Below are 17,849 nucleotides of genomic sequence, written 5' to 3' on the forward strand. Positions count from 1 at the left end.
ACTCTTCTCTTTGCGTTAAACTTTCAATATTATCTAAATATTTTATTGCACTATGAGAACATAAAACTCTTTCTTTTCTAATCCTTCTATATCAACTTCAGCATAACAAAATTGTACTTACCTTTAATACGCTTAGGTATATTCTTTCTTGCTCCTTTTAATTTAGTTATAAATCCTGTATCCAAATCTTCATCTAACTTTCTTATCATAACAGATGTATGATTATCTGCCCCCTCAACACCACTATCCCGACCACACAAATTAGGATTACTTGCCTCTATCATCTGCTGTTTATTTGATGCTGGGTCAGGTCGGTAAAAGCTCTCCTATAGCGTTTGGTGCATTTAGCAAGGGATTACTAATATATGGTGCCATCAACGCCCCTGTTTCTCCTATCGGTGCAAGCTGTGTGAAGAATCTTTAAGTAGAGGGGGTAACATCATATTCCCTGCACCTTCTATAGGCACAGCATTTGGTATTGGCAAATGCCCTTGATAGGATGGTACTAATCCATTTGTATTTCCTGCTGGTAATGCCATTTGCTTTGATGGATTAATCCCTCCCCATTGGAACATAAAAAACCTATCATTATTAGTAGTCTTAACATATCCTAAAGGGTGACACTAGAACCGTCCTAGTGTCACCCCTCCCTTTTTTATGCAAACGGTGATTCTCCTTTATTCTAAAAGTTACCTATTAGTTATCGTATTTATGAGTACCACTCTTCTTTTGAAAATTTATCTGCATTCTCATTTGGTTCTATTGCCCATTCCGTTACAAAGTTTATAATTTCTCCTAGTACTAAATTCACTTCATTATTTTTTATTATAAAACCTCTATGTCTATTCCAACTCATGTCAATTTCTACATTTATATTCAGTTCTTCTTCACATCTGCTTAAGAAATCACTAATAACTAAAGAAAAACTAATATTTTTAAAATTATCCGAAATCCATATAATTGATGATTCTTCATTTTTCCTTTTTACGCGAAATTTTAAATTGTTATGTACAAACCAACTCATATCATTTTCTCTTTTTTCTTCGTTCATAGCTACTAATTTCCTCCTATATTATCATATAATCCAGTTAAAACATCCATGGCTGGATTTGTTCTTAAACTTCCATATATCACAGCTTCCCATGAGCCATATTTTTCGAAAAGTTGTTCATGAGTAGGTCCCTCTGCTCTTCCATACTGAAGAAGATTTCTTTCTTTCATTGCTTTTAATCCCTCTATATTATTAGATTTTATATAAGTTTCCATTCTCTCTTGATTTCGTTGTTCAACTTTCAATCGAGCAATAGCCTCTATCGATAGTCCGTCTTCTTCTAGCTTAGCTATTTCTTCTTTTAGCTGAATTTTTTTATTTTTTAACTTCTCAAGATATTTCATTCGTTCCGCTCTTGCAAAAGCAACTTCGTCAGGATTAGTCCTGTCTACACCAAATTTATTCAATGGTGATTCCTGCTTAGGTGAATATCCATAAACAGCATCAGGGTTACTTTGAATCTCCTTAGCTATTTTAGGATTATCTAATGGATTTTTAAATTCAACTTTACTCGTCTCCTCAACCCCACTATCCCGACCATACAAATTAGGATTAGCTGCCTCTATCATCTGCTGTTTATTTAATGCCGGGTCAGCTAGTGGTAAGGTCGGTAAAAGCTCTCCTATAGCGTTTGGTGGATTTAACAAGGGATTACTAATATATGGTCCCATCCCCCCCCTGTTTCTCCTATCGGTACAAGCTGTGAAGGACCGTTAAGCAGAGGGGGGAGAATCATATTCCCTGCACCTTCTATAGGTACAGTATTAGGTATTGGTAAATTTACTGGATAGGATGGTACTAATCCATTTGCATTTCCTGCTGGTAATGCCATTGGTTTTGATGGATTAACCCCTCCCCATTGGAACATAAAAAAACCTATCATTATTAGCAGTCTTAGCATATCCTAAAGGGTGACACTAGAACCCTAGTGTCACCCTTCCTATGAGCAATTTGCTATTATCCACTCCCTTGCTTCTTCTGATTTCAACAATATAGGTTTCTCCAATGTACCAATATTAATGCTTTCAAAGTGAGCTTCTTCTATACCTTTAATATTCTTCAATGTCACTCCGTTTAATAATGTTTCTTCAAATGTCGTCACACTTATGTCTACATTATCTAGTCTTGCATTACTGAAATCAGTTAAGTAAAAATAAACATTTATCAGATTACAATCTATTAAATCAGCATTTTTAAATATCGCTTCCCAACAATCACCTTTACTAAATCTGACATTTTTAATAAAGGCATTAGAAAAATCTGTATAACTCAGATCTGATTTATAAAAATCACATTTATTCAAATTAGTATTTCTAAAAGTTGATGAACATAAAACTGATGCATGAAAATCGATATTTTCCAATTTAAGATTATCAAAAGTACAATCTGCTAAATATGCTTGTTCAAACAATTTATCAGATAAATCAAAACTTCTTAAGTCCACTTCATCTAACCTTAACATCTCACCTTCTTTACCAATTGTCTCAACCCACTTTTTATGCAATTCAAACTTACTAATAATATTATCTTCCATCTGCGCCCTCCTTAAGGGTACCATATTATTCTATCTGCTATTCCTGCTTCATCAATTGCTTTCTTCAGTTGTTCAATATGTTCAGGTACCAATTTTCGTGTATCAATAATTACGTTATTTCCACTCTTAAACTCTTTTTGAATCTTCTTTATGCCTCGTTGTATTGTAAAAGCCCCTTTACGCGGACTTGTTATAGGCTTTCCATTACGTCCCATAGGATATGATTCAAAACTTTTTACATCCCATTTTATTCCCGTGGTTTCATCAATGAATTCTGCACCTTTATCTATTTGTGTGTCACGAATAATCCTTCCTAAATCTCCACGTTCTTCTAAAGCAAGACCAACTTCTCTTTCTTTTATTCCCTGCTCTTCTATTTTGAATCCATGAGAAGGATCTCTTGCTAAATCATCTAATTCAGCTTGAGTTCTTCCACCTGTATAAACCTCTTCTACCATTTGCTCAGCCTTATTTACTTCGATGCAAGTTTCACCCGTCACCTCAACCCCACTATCTCTACCATATAAATTAGGATTACCTGCCTCTATCAGCTGCTGTTTATTTAATGCCGGGTCAACTAGTGGTAAGGTCGGTAAAAGCTCTCCTATAGCGTTTGGTGCATTTAACAAGGGATTACTAATATATGGTGCCATCAACGCCCCTGTTTCTCCTATCGGTACAAGCTGTGACGGACCGTTGAGTAGAGGGGGTAGCATCATATTCCCTACACCTTCTATCGGTACAGCATTTGGTACTGGTAAATTTACTGGATAGGATGGTACTAATCCATTTGTATTTCCTGCTGGTAATGGCATTGGTTTTGATGGATTAATCCCTCCCCATTGGAACATAAAAAACCTATCATTATTAGTAGTCTTAGCATATCCTACACGTAGATGAGAATTTTCTAAGGTTACTCTATTACTAACCTCTGGTATAGGTGAGGTTCCTCTTCCAAAAATTGCTCCAACAAAGCCTTGTCCTGGGAAGTATCTACAATTAACATATGTGTCTATATACTGGGCAAAGGGCATCGCCGCCATTCCATAGGATAGTGCTGTCATACTGATTCCATATCCAGCACCTATGAATGCAAACCCTCTCTCAGCTCTCCAAGCTACATCTTCATAGTCTGCACCTGACATCATCTCTGCCCCTGCAAGGCCTACATCTATGGCTCCTTTAGTTGTTACGGCTGTTCCTACTGCTAGCCCAACACCTATACCGACTCCTAATGCCATACTTGCTGTTCCTGCTGCTAATAATCCTCCTACCAATGGGGCCGCTACTACACATACTGCTACCGCAACTGCTACGGCCGCTACGGCTACTACCGCTAGTGCCAATCCTTTAAAGAAGTTACCCCATCCCCCTTTTTTCTTCTCTGGTTTAGGCTTTTGGAATAATGTCGGTCTTGGCTCTTCTTCAAAGGGAAAGCTTTGCTTTGTCCTACCCTCTAGGATTGCTTTGTTCTTGACTGCTATCTGTATGTCTGTTGGGTTTAGGTATAGTCCTTTTTTTAGTAGAGATGCTGTGCCACTACGACTGTCCTTTCTAATACCTAAGTGAACTCCCTCTAGGGCTTTTATTTGAATATTTTTTGCTTTTAGGGATAACAATCCATTGCACTCTATTGCTATTCCCATATTGCTTTTTACATCTACCCCTTCTTCTTTTCCCATCTTTATGTTTTGCTTCTCATTATTTAGTATATCCTTTTTTCCTTCAAATTCAAGAGATGTAGGGGTAAACTGTATCTTTTTTCCCTCTTTATTCGACCAAAATTTTGTATTTGGATCTAATCCTTTACCTTCGTATATGCTTTCTACAGCCAGTGCCTTTCCTTCGTTTTCGCTTGGAAAGTAGACCTTGATCCTATCTCCTGTATAGGGCATACAATACATACTGCTTGTCCCCATGGTTCCATAGGTATACCAGTTTTCTATTCCTTCTTCATCAATGTCTAGCTGGACCTTTACCTTCCTTCCTTTTACCTGTGTAACGGTTCCCTTAAGCTTTGTACCCTTAAGTATTTCGTTATGGTAAGTAGGTGGTGCTATTTTCTTATAGGGCTTCATGGTATAGATATTGGTTAGCATCCCTTTATCCAGACAACTTATCATTTTTGTTATAACATAACTTGTTTGCTTATAGTGTATAGTTTGACCAATTGCTAAAACCTCTGCCATTTCCATAGTATAGATTCGTAGTTTATTATCATATTTTATTGTTGGCTTAGGTACATTGGCTTCGGCATAGGATCCAACCTTTACTCCTGATTTATAAGGTGCTTCCGTTAAATCTATTTCCTTACTATACTGTGATAATCCTATGTGAATTTGTGGCTTATTGGCTGTATCCCTTACTATGACTGACAGATTAATCCTAGAGGCCATACGCTTTATAAATTCAAAGTCCGTTTCTTCATACTGTACTAGATAGCTTCTTATTTTTTCATCTACCTTATTATCACCTATAATCCCAAATCCCTCATAGTCTTTTCCTATTTCTTGTAGTACTCCCTTATAGGTAGCTTCTTCTTTGTCAAAGGAACGTTTTTTCCTTTTCTGATCTAGCCACCATGATGCTGATAGTGCCTCAACTGTTATGTAGTTGACTCCTTCAATGGTTATGGCTTCTACGTGGCTTATGCTTCCTTTAAATAGTACTTTTTTCTCTTCATAATTAATACCGATTTCACTGTTATATCCTATTTTTTCTATGAGCCTTTCCTTTGTCTCTTCTGATACCATACCCACAAGGTTAAGCCTGCTATGATTGTCTATTTCTCTTTCTATTGTTAGGTCTATTATATGTTCAAGTTTAATGTCTCCAGTCACATCTAGGTCTTTTATTGTTAAATAATCTTTTTGTGACATGATTTTTACTCCCCTGTCTTATTCCTCTTTTTGTTCATGGTGTACAATTGTTACCTCTCCCCCAAAAAAGCAATAGTTCTTACAATTATCTGTAAGGGCTGGTGCTCCTTCTACAAGCTTGTTATCTTGACCACCTTGCCAAGGCCCTATTAGTTTTGCGGTGCATAAACAAGCTGGTTCTCCCTTTTCATCACAGCCCTTAGGTCTTGGGTCATTGGGGATGGTTGCCATACAATAGCCAAAGTGGGATATATTCTCTCCTTCTTTGTAATCATTAATTGTAAGTTGTGGCTTCCCCCCAATATATACTCCATGACATCGAGGTATCATAATACGACTTGTCATCGTTCCATTACTACATGCTAATTTTGCTCCCCTCACTACATACATTTTTTTCGTATTTTCTGCCATTTTACTCTCCTTCTTCTACCCTCACTTTTTCATATCTAATTCCTGTTATTTTTCTTCTTAAGAGGCTTTCAGCTACGGTCAAACTTATTATCAGCGCTTTTCTTATATAAGGTCCATCATTACCCTTGAGTGTGCTGACTGTTAGAACATCTTTTTCTTTAACGCTGCTTTCTCTTACAATAAGCTCTTTAGCGCTTTTTCCAAAGCCTAGTTTTGACTTTTCGCTAATGCAATCTATGGGCTTTAATTCTATAAGCCAATAACACTGACTTTTCTTAGCCGTACTATCCAAGAATACAATTTGCTTAAATACGATATCTCCATCATAGATTTCTAATACCTTTTTAACTTCATCCTTTACAAAAATGTACCCTCTAAGATGAAAAATTGGTGATTCTAATGATTGTTTCTTGCTATCATAATAGATGATCAGGGCTTCCTCACCCTTTAACTTACTTTCATAGGTATTCAAATTTATTGATAGGGTGTTCTTTTCACCTTCAATTTTATAGTACATCATAATGTATACCTCTTAATTTCCTGACGTTGTGACTCTGTTAATGACAACATTTCTAATCCTGCTGGATCAAAGAGACATTCATTTAGGCTAGTCTCTTTAAAGGATACATTATCAAATGTAGCTCCTCTAAAATCACAGTAAGACAAATCACTTTTTTCAAACAAACATTCAGTAAATCTCGCATTTCTAAAATTTGCACCATATAGGGTACTATTTATACAGTTTAGCTTCTCCCAGCTACTTTCCATACACTGGATTCCTATACACCCCGGTTGAATAGGTAAGCCCTCTACATTTCTCACATCTGCATAGACGTAATCCATAGAGATAGTATTTAAAACTGCTTTATTTAGACATGCATCATGTAGTATAGCTCCCTTCATACTTACATTTTGCAGGGATGAGGATTTGAGGGAAAAATTACTTAGTAGTGTCTTGTCTAATTTGACATCTTTGAAACATCCGTCATTAAAGATGCTATTTCTAAAATCGTAGTAGGTATAATCTTTATTTTGAACCTCTAATCCTTTTTGGCATAGACCAATGGCCTTTTGATCATTTATGTATTCAAGATGAGTTAATGCTTTTTCATTGTTCTTATAGGTGTTTTTCGTGGCATCAATGATTTCTCCACTATCATGGTATTCTCCAACTATAAAACGAAAGTTATCGGTCTTGGTTAGTTCACGAAAAGATTCTAGCGCCAGTACATCATCCAGTGCATATCTTGCAAGTTGAATGAAGTAATAACTATATTGAGCAAAATAGGTTAAGGTAAGCTTTTCTATTTCCTCTTTAAGCTGAGGCTTTATCATTACATGTCTATTACTTTTCTTTAAAAGCTCTTCTTTAAAAAGGATTAGACTTTCTATATAGGGCATCATACTATAGCTAAGTTCAATGGCTTCTAAATCTTGATAGCCTCTTTCGTCATAGGCTTCTACCATAAACTTCCCATGTTTTAGCCAAAAAGATGTATATAGGGTGGATAAATGGATACTTTGTATGCTTTTCTTCCTTCCCTGTTCCTGAGCCAATCTTATCTTTTTACACATCATATCGACAGCTTCTACTATCATTCTTGCATAGTCTTCTTTGTTTTTGAAAATCTCTGCCTTGACTTCACTATGATGTTTCAAGTAATAAGGATAGGCGTCTTGTAACATAAATATTTCAATCTGCTCTTTTCCCATACCTTACCTACTTTCCATTGACTTTTACATGGTTAGCATCTATCAATACATCGTCAGCAAGATCTATGGTCGTTTCTCCATTTACCCCTGACACTAAATGTATACCTTCTGCAGCCATTTCAATCTTAGTATCGGACAAAATGTTAATGGCTTCCTTAGCTATAATATTTATATTCGTATCTGAGCAAATGCTAATCCCCTTATCATCATCAAGCCTAATATATAACTCCTCACCTTTAGAAGTTATATATATGCCATTTGGCGCTACCTTAATTTCTTTTCCATGTATTGTACTTATATAACGAATATTTGGATCAATATCACTTGGATCTATAGGAATAGCTTCTGTTGCCACACCATTTTCTTCTTCTCCATCTTCAAAGTAGACCCTTACTCCATCGCCTATTTCAGGCATGAAATACCATCCCACATTGTTCTTTGATGCTGACACCGTTGCAAAGGGAAACCAATAGGCTGTCTTTTTTGACTGTTCATTATCTATGTCAAAATGTACCTGCACCACATGATCTTTTACATCGATTACTTTTCCAAAGAGTGAGACACCTTTCAAGGTTATAGGTTTAAAGGTAGGCACATATAGTCCTTTACGTGGCACTAGTGTATAGTAGAAATGTATATCTGCGTTTTCAAGAACTATCTTTACATCTTTGACATATAACTTGATATGGTTAAAGATTACCTTGGTTCCTGTAAACATAATGTTAGAGCTTTTAATTGAAAAGGCTGTATAATCTATTTCAATTACATCAGATTTATAGTTTTCTTCCATCAATTTATACTGTTTAAAATCTCTGCTTACTTTATACTGTTGTACAAACTCAGTTATATCTCCAAGATCCACTTCATTTGGAGCATCTAACCAAATTTTGAGTCCCATTAATTCTATAGGAGAGACTAATCCCATACCAAGCTTAGACATCACACGTTTTAAAAATTTCCAATCCGTTTCACTATATTGTATATAAGGCCTATTTACCTTACTTCCTTCTACTTTCATGTCCGAAAACTTGAAGGCCGTTTTTGAATAATCACTTAATACACTTTTAACCAGATCTCCGTAGGTAATGCTTGTATCTTGAAAGGATCTCTCTTTTGATTCAATATCTAATAAATAGCTGTAGGAGATACCTTTTAATGTTAAATAGGCCACTAAGCCTATAACTTCTATTTCCATTTTATAAACTAATCCTTGAAACAATGTAGTGCTTGTTTCATCTTCCGTTAACACTACTTTGATTGGATCTAGTGATGTGATTTTGTGACTGTATTTTTCTATATCCTCTTCATAGATGATGGCACCTATTTCTAAAGTTCCATGTTCATTAATTTCACTTTTAATTTCACATTGTTTAAGAGAACTTATCCTTAGTTCTTCTTCTTGTACATAAAAATGAATCTGCTTATGATTAGCCATTACTTCCCTCCCCCTTTTACTTACTTTAATAGACTTCTACGGTTTGCATGATTGCTTTCCCTACAGTTTCCCAGTCTTCTAATTGATGCTCCATACAATTAAAGTTAATAATTACGGTTTTTTCTCCTTTGGTTGTAAAGAAAATAAAGTTGTAAATAAAACTTTCTTCTACAGGACAAGTAAATGCAACATAAGTTATTTTATATCCATTTTCCATAAAAAGGCCTTCTTCAAGCCATTGAATATCTGTATTAGCCTCTTTTTTCATATTTTTAGCCACTTGTTCTTTATAATGCTTTAATTCTAATTCTTCTGCCTTTTTGTTAAAGAAAGAAATAATAATATGTATGTCATGGGCAAAACTATTGTAAATATAAGCATCACCATCTGCTTCTTTTTCAGAGAAATTAGTGGGTAGCATAAGAGAAATAAAGCCTTTAAAAAAGTTTTTTCTTTCAAAGAAAACTTCTTCTTTTGAAATTACGGTACAGCCTTCTTTAATTTCTTGTATTTGCCTGCGGCTTCTTTCTTTTTTAGCCAGTAACTTCGTAAGCATGTCTTGCTCTTGTCTGGCTTTTAAGATTTCTTCATCTCTGTATTGTTCTCGTTTCATCTGTTATCACCTATCTATAAGTAATTGAACTTTTATCATTTCTGAAAATTTGGAACAGCTTGTCCTTTATTCCTATTGTTTTTCATCGGTAAATTCCATCTACGCTGTCCCTCCTTTAACCTATCATTATCTTTTGATGTAGCGAGTCCCTAATACCATCCCTACGTTTACTCCCTCTGACATTTAATAATATGTCGAGTAAGTATTTGTATATTTCTTCATTGCTAAACTTATCTCTATTTATTGAAAGCCTAGAGTTTATATATTGTCTGATTAAGCTTCTCTGTATCCTCTTCTCATTTAGGCAAAGCATACAAAAGCTTATATCAAAAGGATCTTCTAGTTTATACTTAAACATCTCCTTAGCAAAGTTGCTAGATATATATGGTGATACTGTACTTTCTTCTGGAGCAGAATATTGGGTATTTATAATGTTCACCGTATTATAATAAGTAGATAAATCTTCAAAGCTTTCATGCTCTATTCTTAATCTCGCTTTATGTCTAAGTTTAAATCTACAAAGCTCAAATTCGTGTGACTTAGTAGAAACATCTTCGTCTAGAAATATCTCACCCTTGAATTCGAAAAAATCAGGGGAATTTTTTCTTTTATGTAATCTCATCTTTAATACTGTTAACTTCTCATTGCTGCTATATTTTATAGATAACTCTTCTTTTATAAAATATATATTCTTATCAAATACGATAATCCCAGGCTTAACTAGAATTTTATCCTCCTCTACTGCTATATCACACCCTGTGAGTATCCCATTTGAATAATCTTGAGTTAATATGTTTACAATATCAATTGGAAAATCCCTAAGCTTATCTAGCATTTCCACCTTTAAAATTCTTTGTTTTTTGAATATAGGATATTTATTTATAAACAACTTTTTCACCTATTTCTTTTTTTATTTCAATCAAGCAAATTGCATAATTACCATCTGAAAAAACTTACTACTATATATGGTGTTAAAATCCCTATAGCTATACCATATTTATTATGCAATTCTGCCAAATTAGAATTATGCAATTACCTCAATCCATCGTAAAAATTTAGTTCCCATGAGTCGTCTTCAAATGAGTAAAATTGCTCTGGTCCTATGAGAAGGGAATCCTCTCTTCTTGCAATAGGAACTACTCCAAAGCTCCATGCGGATTTCTCCGGCCAAAGGAAAAACTTTATTTCATCATTCGATATGATATCGGTTTCGAACTGAAATATTGTATTAGGATACTTTTCTTCAATCTCTGTTACTGTAGTTTTCCTATAGCTATCAAGGCTACTATTATATATAAATTCTTTTACTGTATTATTACTTGAGTCCTTCATATATAGTTTAAGAGCAATCTCACTACCCATATACCTTGATATAGATTTACTAGTTTTTTCATTATGTAGGTTATGGACTAATTCCTGCTCTTCATTTCTATGATTGAAGGCACTTATTTTATAGGGAATCTTTAATACCTCTGTGTCAATATTGAAATTAGCTAATCCCAAGTCTCTTAGGTATAAGTATCTTAAAGCTCCTTTAAGAGAATCAAGCCTTAGATCATACTCCTTATATTTCTTTTTAAATTTGATAATTTTACCTGGAACAAATTCCTTTATGGCATCTTTAAATAAAGTAATATGGAATGATTGGCCAGTTAATTTTATAAGTGAGTATTTTAGTATATCTCCATCTTCGTATGTATCCTCTAGGAATGTTTTAATTATGTTATATATATCACCCTTTAAAAGAGCCTCGATTTCATATCTATTTATTCTTATGTCATCCAGTTCTTCTAAATTAACTAACTCATCGTGATAGTAATAATGAAGTTTCCATCTATCTAACTTAATCAGTTCTCTATTATTATCTTCTCTAAAGGTTATGGTTTTTTCATAAACATTATCTTCTTTGAAAAAGTCTTCTTTAATGTTTTGAGCTAGTTCAAATAAATAGTAGTAGTTTCTTTTTATCTTTATATAATCATCAGCTTTTTTAGTCTTATATCTATTGAATTTTGTTGGTATGATTTTTTCTGCTCTCTCATATTCTTCTTCTAGGTCTTTATAGACTAAAGAATTACCCTCTTCGTCGATAATTCTATAGATATCCTTGTCAAGATAAGAAATGATATCTCCTTCGGCTCTAGCGTCATACAGGGCCCTAGATATCAATATCTTTAAGTATTGTAATATTCTAAAGGTTATATTATCTCCACCGAAATTCATATCTCCATTTTGATAATAAGAATTCAAATCTACTTCATAGGAGACTCTATTGCTTCTTATTTTAAATTCACAAGAATTTAGTTCTGTTTTCCTACTACCACAGTCAATAATCAGCGCCTCATATTTTTTCTCCTCCTCATAGGCATTCCCGTCTATCAGGCTCCAAATATTATTTAATACAGACGCGCTGCATTCGTCTATTTGATCTAAGGAGTTAAATTCATATTGTGGAAGCAGTTCTTTAATGATTTTAGAATATCTTTCTCTTTCTTTAATTGAAAAAATAATATTTATCTTGTTGAATCTATGTTTCGTATGCTGTTGAGCCACATCTACTAAGTAGTCAAGATAGGCTTTAAATATTTCCTTTCTCTCTATGCTCTTTTTATTACCATATTTATCAGTTATTTCTTCATACTTGTCAATGTTATTTAGCCATCTTTTTATATTGTAAAATACATTAATGTCTTTATATTTGTCCTTCTCTTTGTAAATATTGATAGCATCATGTCCGAATAAGTACTCGGTGCTATCTTCACCTATGCTTTTTATTGCAACTGCTGTAGGTATTAATGGGGTTTCATGATAGCCATTATTATTTCGATTTAAAACCTTTACAATCTTCATATAACTATCTTCATCTTCTAATGAATCATCGTTGATCCTATAGGTTCCAAGTGTCGTATTAGTACTACCTATATCTATGATTAAAGGTTCCTTAGACTCCTTCAAATTCTCTATAGATAGGTTTAAGATAGGTAGCCTATAAAACTCTATTGTAGAAGGCTGTTTCTTGTTTTTTTCAGTGTATACATTATAAATTTGCTCCGAATATTTTTTAGGTAGGTATATCAGGCTAAGCTTATGATTTCCGTAGGACTTTACTTCCATATCCTTGCTCTTAAAAAGATAAAATCTTTTATTAATATTTACCAGATTAAATATAGTACATAGGTTAAAATCCTCATCAACTAAAGGGATGTTAACCTCCTCAAGTATCTCCTTTGATCTTAATTCATATTGATAAAAGTAATCTATTTTTGAGCCACCGTATAACTTAATCTCCTCTGGATATGATATTTTTTGATCATGTAGCTCCTTTTTAATGGTATTTTTCAAAAATCTACTTAAGTTTTCAAAAGCAGAACTATTGTATCTTTCTATAAATAGATTTTCATCCATACCTCTATATTCCATAATGGTATCTATAAGTTCACGTTTAGTTAGTTTTCTTATATTAACTATAGCTAGCTTCTCTTTAAAAGATATTTCCTTTAATTGATACGTTGTCATATTCATTAAATCTTCTTTTTTATAAAGTGCCATAAAATTTTCACCCACTTCGACCTAGTATAATACCATTTCTTCTATCATCATGGTATTATCGACTCCGATTATACCAAAGTGATATTCCCAATATAGGCATACATCATATCTGATATTTAGAAACAACTCTATCAATAAATCAATTTTCTTATCTAGATCAGTCTCTCTTTTTTCTCCTAGATAAATTAGTATTTCTTTTTTGTTTTCCTTATTTTGATATATAATACTTCTTCTAAATATTTGCTTTACTATACTCTTAAATAATTCTATTGATTCGCCTGTTTTATATAGGGTTATAATATGGTTTAATAAAATATCTCGTTCTTTAAAGTCAAACACATTAATGTTCATCCTTAAATTCTCTGATAAAAAACCCTTTAAAATATCTTCTAGTACAAACCTTTTATAATATTCTTCTTTGTATAAACCCTGCTTCAAATCTAGATTTCCTAAATAGTGAATTAGTATATCGAACAGAACTTCTCTAAATTCCACGCTTTCTATGTTATCAATGTGAAACATATTTTTAAATATCTTGAAGAATCTATAGTATGGATTTACTTCAATAATATTCTCTTTATCTATTTCGCTCTCATTTAGATTTTCAAAGGAAAGTTCCATATATGGACTGTATGAGGATGGATATTTAAATATTAGCTTTTCATCGGTTATATTAAGTTCTTTTGCTTTAATTAGTAAATCCCATACATAGTTCATATTAATCTTCCTTCACAAATATACTCTGGATAATACACCTGGATTTCTGAAATTATAAAGCTAAGGATATCTCTAATAATAAAGTTTGATTTATCACTAGATTGAAATTCTAATACTAATCTCTTATTTGAATCAAAGTCTCTTATTTCATCAGCAATAAACTCATTCATATTGTATGTTTCAATTATGTTGTGACTAGATGTCTTCTCAATATAAACATCCTTAAATGTTAGGTACCTATTTAATTCAAATGCATTTATAATTCTCATTAGCTCAGCCTTAGTTTTTATATTATTGTTATTGTAGTTTACAAATTTCTCAATGAAGCTTATATTCTTTGAATTAGAAAAAAGAGCATAATCATATCTATCAAGCTTGCTGTCCTTTTTCTTTACTATTCTAAATACATTCCAGGCCCTTGCATCTTCTTCTTTGGCAGTTATTATCAAGGTGTTTTTTGTTTGTCTTACATTTTTTATTTCTTCATTTATACAGTCAAGTAAGTATCCACTCTCAGATTCCTCTTCTAAGGTTATCAGATGCTCAAAGTTTATTTTATCCTCACAAGGTACTGGGAATCCCGTACTCTTGAGCACAAGCCCTTCTATATTCCAAAGTGGTACCATGTCATACTTTACATATTTTGAGTATTCTTTGAAGTCTACTACAATGTCTTCTATTTCTTCCTCTAGAATTTTTTCATCGTACTCAACTAGGTTTACGTCTACTATTTTCGATATATATGGTGCATTTATAGTTCTCCACGGAATGCTATTCTTCATAAATATCTTATACATTTTCTCGATTATTTCATGATATTCATTGTTCCTTGTTACCACAAATTCTGCCTCATATGTATTGATATCAGTCTTAATTGTTCCTTTGAATCTATTGTTTTCATTCAGAATTTTAACAAGTTCTAAGTAGTCACACTGAAATAGTACCTTATTGACTTTTATTTTATTTTCATCTGAGCTTTCCTCAAATAGGCTTTTGTAATCGATCTGCTGGTCATAGGTATCATCATCCTTCATTGGATGTAAGAAGTAATGTATTGGATCATAATTCTTCTTAGAGACTATGGTAGTGTAAATGCTAAAGTTTTTTTGGTTATATTCAATTTCATCAAATATTCTCTGCTCGAGCTTTTTATACATATTGTCGTCATGCTCACATAAAGGAATAAATATTCCATTTAGTAGCTCCTTAAGCAGTGCTCTATCTTTTAAATTTTCCATATCATTTATTCGATTGTGAATCTTCTCTAACATATTTAATACCTTCCCTTTGCTTATATCCCCGGACTAGGAATTAAGGGGTCTATCCCTTCAATTTTTTCAATTACCCTATTTGCATCTTCTTCAAGCTCAAGCTCATTATATATATCCTTTGATAGTATATATAACATCTTAGCCCTTTGCAGGTTATTATTATTAAACTCTTCATCACCACTTTTTTCGTACTGACTTGCTTTATATTCCTCGGCTTTGGCATCTGTAAGCTTATTTTCTACATCCAATAATCTTTTTTCAATTTGCTTGGTGATTTGAGTCATGTTTAGCTCTTTATATGAAAGCAATGCTATTTCATAATGCAGTTTTGCATTAGGATAATCGCCTATTTTGTAGCTTGAGTTAGCATCTTTATATGCCTGAATAGCGCTTTCTTGTAGAGCAATTTTCTGCTTATTTATCTCATCCTGCTCAAGCTTTTGATTCTCCCTATCTTCATCTTGTTGCTCCTTGTTCTTTTGATTTAACTCGTATATCTGCTCTAGTCTCTGTACAGCTTCGTCCTTTGCCTCTTTATAGTATAAAGACCTTGCCAGGTCTCTAGCTTTTATATAGGCCTCTTGGCTTCCAGATAAATCCCCAATTTCAAACTTCTTATCTGCTTCCATTAATAGGTCTGAGACTAATATATAGCTCTTCGTCTCCTCAAGGTTCTCATATATGTATTCAAGACCTATGTTGTCGAGATAGTAAGCTTTATTTTTAGCAATTAGGTACTTATCTACAGCCTCACTATATTCCTTGTTCTCTAAGGACACATCAGCTTCTATAATTGATTCCATAAGCTTTATTCTTTTATCAATAAAACTCCTATCCTCTCCTGACTCCAATTTCTTAGCTAATTTAAGAGCCTCTGTATACTCTTCTTTTGCTCTTAGATAATTGTTATCCCTTATATATTCCATAGCATTTTTTCTATAATAGTCCATATCTTCAATATTCTTTAACTTGGTTTTATGCTTTTTATACAAAAAAAATCCTAGAATTGATAATAACATTATTATAATTATAGAAATTACTATTACTTTCTTGATTGTCTTTTTAAGCTTAGGATTTTCATATATTTTATCTATGAAAATTATTGCGATAGTATAATTGTCTAAGTCTTTTAACTGCTTAGACATAATCAATTCTTCTATATTATTGATTCCTTCTTCTGGGTCGGCTATCTCTGATAACCCATCTAAAAGCTCACTCTTATAGAGATTCTCCCATACACCTCGGGTGTACAATGTAATGGTATCACCACTTTTCATCCTATAAGCCTTTGATATAAATGGTGTCAGTCTTTCTTTTTGCCCTAGATAGCAATATAAATTGTTTCTTTCTTCATGCTTTGCTGCCTTATCCAAAGAAACCTTTTCTTCTTTTAAAAGTTCCTGGGTTAGTGATTGATCCTTACTTTCATATTTTACATAACCATCCCTGAATAAATTAAATCTAGTATTTCCCACAAGGGCGTATCTGCATTTTACATAATTAGTAACTACTATCGTAACCGATGCCTTTAAAGCTTCCTTTAAGCTTTCTTTTCTAAGTTCTTCATTGGCCTTTATTAATAGTTTTCTTAGGCCTCTCTTTCCCATGGTTGGGTGTTCAGTAAAGGAGCTTATTATTTGCTTTACAGCTAGTTTTGAGCTGTTTAAGTCCTTGTCATTATCTATCCCATCGGCAATAACATAAATCGCATATCTATCTAATTCTACAAAGGCAAAGTAATCTTTGTTTTGTAGATAACTTCCTGATTCAGAGACAAATTTAGTTCTTATCTTAGAGTTCATTTTTCGCATAAAATTACACCCTTAATTGTTAGTTTTATACTGCATTAAAATAATACTTCCATTCTCTTTTTTATGACTTGTGTTTTTTTCAAATTCTTTTTCCAGTTTTTCACAGGAGTTATTGAAATTCCCTTCAAGGATTTCCTCTACTTTTATAAGAGGTATTGATTCATATATTCCATTGGTCATCAAAATGACAATGTCATTCTTTTTAAGTTTTATAGGAATATCATAAATTTCTATTTCTTTGAAACCATCTTCACCTAAGTAATTTAAAAGTCTTTTATTTTTCAATGCCTCTATAGCCTTTTCTCTGCACAGCTTTCCATTATAAAAGCTTTTTTTAGCATATATGTCTACTGTATGTCCTTCACTCAGGGGGATTATTTCCTTGTTTCGATAAAGAAATATCTTCACATTCCCCGCCAGTGCATAATGTAATAAATCAGATTTTATTAGTGCACACGCAACGCTTGTACCACCTAGTTCATCATCTATAGTTTTTAAAATCTCTTTATTTGCTAAATTGAAGCTTCTTTTAAAAAAATAGTTTATATTATCTAATATATCAAAGTTTCTGAAAACCTCTTCAAAGGTCCTTACCGCTATTTCACTTGACTTTCTTCCTACAAGATTTTTACCATGTCCATCTGCCATAATGGCCATAGTAGCGTTATCAAAGTAACTTACTAAAGAATTGTTTTCATCATATTCTTCCTTCCCTATGAAGGAGTCCATGTTTATAACCAGATTATTGATTCTATTATCCTGAAAATGATATCTTTCAAAATATACTCTTAATATTATTAGGCCTAATATAACTAATAATAAGTAAACCATTATGCTATTACTTTTTAAAATAGATACTATCATA

At 33.0% G+C, this 17,849-nt stretch carries 18 protein-coding genes; all 18 read right to left on the reverse strand.

Translation table 11 applies throughout. The features are described 5' to 3' along the window. Window positions 1–86: 86 nt before the first annotated feature. Window positions 87–260 (reverse strand): hypothetical protein, encoded by a 174-nt coding sequence (locus R9X47_RS02385; protein WP_432665095.1) that lies wholly within the window; start codon window positions 258–260, stop codon window positions 87–89. 132 nt (window positions 261–392) lie between these two features. Beyond that, the gene (locus R9X47_RS02390; protein WP_432665096.1) at window positions 393–575 is read right to left on the reverse strand and encodes a hypothetical protein; all 183 of its coding nucleotides are present in this window, start codon (window positions 573–575) and stop codon (window positions 393–395) included. Between the two features lie 134 nt (window positions 576–709). After that, window positions 710–1,051: a hypothetical protein gene (locus R9X47_RS02395; RefSeq protein WP_432665097.1), complete on the reverse strand. Its 342-nt coding sequence runs from the start codon at window positions 1,049–1,051 to the stop codon at window positions 710–712. 5 nt (window positions 1,052–1,056) lie between these two features. Next, window positions 1,057–1,722 carry a hypothetical protein gene (locus R9X47_RS02400; RefSeq protein WP_432665098.1) on the reverse strand — a complete coding sequence of 222 codons (666 nt, stop codon included), beginning with the start codon at window positions 1,720–1,722 and terminating at the stop codon, window positions 1,057–1,059. Then, complete coding sequence (locus tag R9X47_RS02405) at window positions 1,692–1,934, reverse strand: hypothetical protein (RefSeq protein WP_432665099.1); 243 nt, start codon at window positions 1,932–1,934, stop codon at window positions 1,692–1,694. Before R9X47_RS02405 ends, R9X47_RS02400 begins: the two co-directional genes overlap by 31 nt. Before the next feature lie 57 nt (window positions 1,935–1,991). After that, window positions 1,992–2,585, reverse strand: coding sequence for a pentapeptide repeat-containing protein (locus R9X47_RS02410; RefSeq protein ID WP_432665100.1), 594 nt, complete (start codon window positions 2,583–2,585; stop codon window positions 1,992–1,994). 11 nt (window positions 2,586–2,596) lie between these two features. Further along, complete coding sequence (locus R9X47_RS02415) at window positions 2,597–5,464, reverse strand: contractile injection system protein, VgrG/Pvc8 family (protein ID WP_432665101.1); 2,868 nt, start codon at window positions 5,462–5,464, stop codon at window positions 2,597–2,599. A gap of 18 nt (window positions 5,465–5,482) precedes the next feature. Continuing rightward, window positions 5,483–5,875 carry a DUF4280 domain-containing protein gene (locus tag R9X47_RS02420; RefSeq protein ID WP_432665102.1) on the reverse strand — a complete coding sequence of 131 codons (393 nt, stop codon included), beginning with the start codon at window positions 5,873–5,875 and terminating at the stop codon, window positions 5,483–5,485. Window position 5,876: 1 nt separating this feature from the next. Continuing rightward, the gene (locus tag R9X47_RS02425) at window positions 5,877–6,395 is read right to left on the reverse strand and encodes a hypothetical protein (protein WP_432665103.1); all 519 of its coding nucleotides are present in this window, start codon (window positions 6,393–6,395) and stop codon (window positions 5,877–5,879) included. After that, entirely contained in the window at window positions 6,392–7,588 is a 1,197-nt protein-coding gene (locus R9X47_RS02430) for a pentapeptide repeat-containing protein (RefSeq protein ID WP_432665104.1), read from the reverse strand. Before R9X47_RS02430 ends, R9X47_RS02425 begins: the two co-directional genes overlap by 4 nt. Window positions 7,589–7,595: 7 nt before the next feature. Next, window positions 7,596–9,023: a phage baseplate assembly protein V gene (locus R9X47_RS02435; protein WP_432665105.1), complete on the reverse strand. Its 1,428-nt coding sequence runs from the start codon at window positions 9,021–9,023 to the stop codon at window positions 7,596–7,598. A 25-nt stretch (window positions 9,024–9,048) separates the two neighbouring features. Then, window positions 9,049–9,636: a hypothetical protein gene (locus R9X47_RS02440; RefSeq protein ID WP_432665106.1), complete on the reverse strand. Its 588-nt coding sequence runs from the start codon at window positions 9,634–9,636 to the stop codon at window positions 9,049–9,051. A gap of 115 nt (window positions 9,637–9,751) precedes the next feature. Continuing rightward, window positions 9,752–10,525: a hypothetical protein gene (locus tag R9X47_RS02445; protein WP_432665107.1), complete on the reverse strand. Its 774-nt coding sequence runs from the start codon at window positions 10,523–10,525 to the stop codon at window positions 9,752–9,754. A 143-nt stretch (window positions 10,526–10,668) separates the two neighbouring features. Further along, window positions 10,669–13,185, reverse strand: coding sequence for a molecular chaperone (locus tag R9X47_RS02450; protein WP_432665108.1), 2,517 nt, complete (start codon window positions 13,183–13,185; stop codon window positions 10,669–10,671). A gap of 21 nt (window positions 13,186–13,206) precedes the next feature. Then, entirely contained in the window at window positions 13,207–13,902 is a 696-nt protein-coding gene (locus tag R9X47_RS02455) for a hypothetical protein (RefSeq protein ID WP_432665109.1), read from the reverse strand. Next, a complete protein-coding gene (locus R9X47_RS02460) occupies window positions 13,899–15,173 on the reverse strand; it encodes a normocyte-binding protein (RefSeq protein ID WP_432665110.1) in 1,275 nt (424 codons plus the stop codon). The genes R9X47_RS02455 and R9X47_RS02460 overlap by 4 nt, the downstream gene beginning before the upstream one ends. Before the next feature lie 20 nt (window positions 15,174–15,193). Then, window positions 15,194–16,984, reverse strand: coding sequence for a PP2C family protein-serine/threonine phosphatase (locus R9X47_RS02465; protein ID WP_432665111.1), 1,791 nt, complete (start codon window positions 16,982–16,984; stop codon window positions 15,194–15,196). A 12-nt stretch (window positions 16,985–16,996) separates the two neighbouring features. Continuing rightward, entirely contained in the window at window positions 16,997–17,848 is an 852-nt protein-coding gene (locus R9X47_RS02470; RefSeq protein ID WP_432665112.1) for a PP2C family protein-serine/threonine phosphatase, read from the reverse strand. Window position 17,849: the final 1 nt, after the last annotated feature.

Source organism: Wukongibacter baidiensis, assembly GCF_050888315.1.
GTDB classification, from domain to species: domain Bacteria; phylum Bacillota; class Clostridia; order Peptostreptococcales; family Caminicellaceae; genus Wukongibacter; species Wukongibacter baidiensis.

Coding starts and splice junctions, on each gene's coding strand:
- R9X47_RS02390 (WP_432665096.1), bottom strand. CDS start 575: ATGTTCCAATGGGGAGGGATTAATCCATCAAAGCAAATGGCATTACCA.
- R9X47_RS02395 (WP_432665097.1), bottom strand. CDS start 1,051: ATGAACGAAGAAAAAAGAGAAAATGATATGAGTTGGTTTGTACATAAC.
- R9X47_RS02400 (WP_432665098.1), bottom strand. CDS start 1,722: ATGGGACCATATATTAGTAATCCCTTGTTAAATCCACCAAACGCTATA.
- R9X47_RS02405 (WP_432665099.1), bottom strand. CDS start 1,934: ATGATAGGTTTTTTTATGTTCCAATGGGGAGGGGTTAATCCATCAAAA.
- R9X47_RS02410 (WP_432665100.1), bottom strand. CDS start 2,585: ATGGAAGATAATATTATTAGTAAGTTTGAATTGCATAAAAAGTGGGTT.
- R9X47_RS02415 (WP_432665101.1), bottom strand. CDS start 5,464: ATGTCACAAAAAGATTATTTAACAATAAAAGACCTAGATGTGACTGGA.
- R9X47_RS02420 (WP_432665102.1), bottom strand. CDS start 5,875: ATGGCAGAAAATACGAAAAAAATGTATGTAGTGAGGGGAGCAAAATTA.
- R9X47_RS02425 (WP_432665103.1), bottom strand. CDS start 6,395: ATGATGTACTATAAAATTGAAGGTGAAAAGAACACCCTATCAATAAAT.
- R9X47_RS02430 (WP_432665104.1), bottom strand. CDS start 7,588: ATGGGAAAAGAGCAGATTGAAATATTTATGTTACAAGACGCCTATCCT.
- R9X47_RS02435 (WP_432665105.1), bottom strand. CDS start 9,023: ATGGCTAATCATAAGCAGATTCATTTTTATGTACAAGAAGAAGAACTA.
- R9X47_RS02440 (WP_432665106.1), bottom strand. CDS start 9,636: ATGAAACGAGAACAATACAGAGATGAAGAAATCTTAAAAGCCAGACAA.
- R9X47_RS02450 (WP_432665108.1), bottom strand. CDS start 13,185: ATGGCACTTTATAAAAAAGAAGATTTAATGAATATGACAACGTATCAA.
- R9X47_RS02455 (WP_432665109.1), bottom strand. CDS start 13,902: ATGAACTATGTATGGGATTTACTAATTAAAGCAAAAGAACTTAATATA.
- R9X47_RS02460 (WP_432665110.1), bottom strand. CDS start 15,173: ATGTTAGAGAAGATTCACAATCGAATAAATGATATGGAAAATTTAAAA.
- R9X47_RS02465 (WP_432665111.1), bottom strand. CDS start 16,984: ATGCGAAAAATGAACTCTAAGATAAGAACTAAATTTGTCTCTGAATCA.
- R9X47_RS02470 (WP_432665112.1), bottom strand. CDS start 17,848: ATGATAGTATCTATTTTAAAAAGTAATAGCATAATGGTTTACTTATTA.